The sequence below is a fragment of the Flavobacterium sp. genome, assembly GCF_049590715.1.
Lineage (GTDB): Bacteria > Bacteroidota > Bacteroidia > Flavobacteriales > Flavobacteriaceae > Flavobacterium.
The window spans coordinates 1-1529 of record NZ_JBAWDL010000174.1 but is presented as its reverse complement, the minus strand read 5'-3'; the positions used below and the strand labels follow the sequence as shown (position 1 = coordinate 1529).

General features: G+C 57.5%; 1 protein-coding gene. It reads right to left on the bottom strand.

The window, feature by feature from the left end:
• Positions 1 to 1340 (bottom strand): integron integrase (locus tag WBQ70_RS07985; protein WP_423912668.1); only part of this gene is annotated, 1340 nt, incomplete at its 3' end.
• Positions 1341 to 1529 lie beyond the last annotated feature (189 nt).

Here is a 1529-nt window from a genome sequence, read left to right as displayed (position 1 = left end):
CCCACCCCCTTCGCCACATGCGTGTAGATTTCCGTCGTTTTCACATCCGCGTGGCCGAGCAGCGTTTGGATCGTCCGCAAGTCCGTGCCGCCTTCCAGTAAGTGCGTTGCAAAGGCATGCCGAAATGCGTGACTCGTCGCATTTTTGTCGATCATCGCCTCCTCCACTGCGCGCCGCACGGCACTCGCATACGCATCCTCGCCAATGTGATGCCGCCTCACCAAGCCGCTCTGCGGGTCTTTCGATACCTTTGCCGCCGGGAAGAAATACTGCCACGGCCACTTTTCACCTCCGTGAAGGTGCTTGCGCAGCAGTGCCTCCGGCAACCATGCGCCCGCCAGCCCCGCCGCCCGGTCTTCTTCAAACAGCTCCCGCAGCTTCACCTTCCGCTCCGCCACTTCCGCACGCACGGATTCCGGCAGTATCGTCGTCCGATGCTTGTCACCCTTCGCCTCGCGGATGGTAATCATTCCTCGTTCCTGATCCACGTCCTTCACCCGCAGCCGCACCAGCTCCATCAGTCGCAGCCCGCCTCCATACTGGATCCGCGCCATCAAGCCGTATTTCTCGTCGATCTTGTCCAGCACTGCCAAGACCTCTTTGACATCCAGCACCACCGGCATCCGTGGCACGGTTTTGCGCAGGCGCACTTCCAGATCCACCTCATCCATGCCACACACTGCTTTGAAAAAGAACACCAAGGCGTTAAGCGCCTGCTTCTGTGTCGCGAAGGAAACCTTGCGTTCCGCCACTTGCCAGCTCAGGAAATCCCGTGCCTTGTCCGGCCGCATCACCGCCTGCTCGTCACCTGCCCACACCGCAAACATCGCCGCCCAGCGTCCATAGGTTTCTCGCGTCCGGGGAGCTTTACCCTGTCTCGCTCCCGCCCGCTCCACTGCATCCCGCACCCGCTCAGGCAGGCTCCGCACCTCGCCACCTTTTACCTTCCGGTATTCCAGCCAACGCACATACCAGCGCATCGCCGCGCCCCATTGGTCGAGCTGCCACTTCTCGCGCGGCTTCGCGAGGACCTGTTCCTTCCAAAACCGCTCGCAGGCTTGCCGTCCGGAGGCCAAGCCGCTTCCAGCAACGAATTTCTCCAACCAGCCCAGCAACATCGCAAAACCCTCACGTTCGCGTAAGAGAACGTCGGAGGAGGCATCCAGATCTTTGGACCAGGCATATAGACCCGGAGAGCTTTTCGTGATCATGAGTTCTTTTGAACATGCTGTTCGTTTGATGTCCAGAAAACTTTCGATGCTTCGTTTCCCGGTAATTCTTCGCGAACAAAATCTCTTGGTTATCCGGAATAACGCTACCCAGTTCTCAAAGCTTTCCAACAAATCAAGGGATCTTTATAAAAACCACCATTCCCGCCACGGCCATCATTTCCCCGGAATGACTTGACTCTAAGGCTTTTAATGGGTTTCGTCAGTTTAAGTCCCGTGGGTTTTGATATCCATTATCTCGATATGCCAACGGGCGAATAAACACTGTTGTGCGCCGAGCAAAGCAAGGCGCTTCTTGTC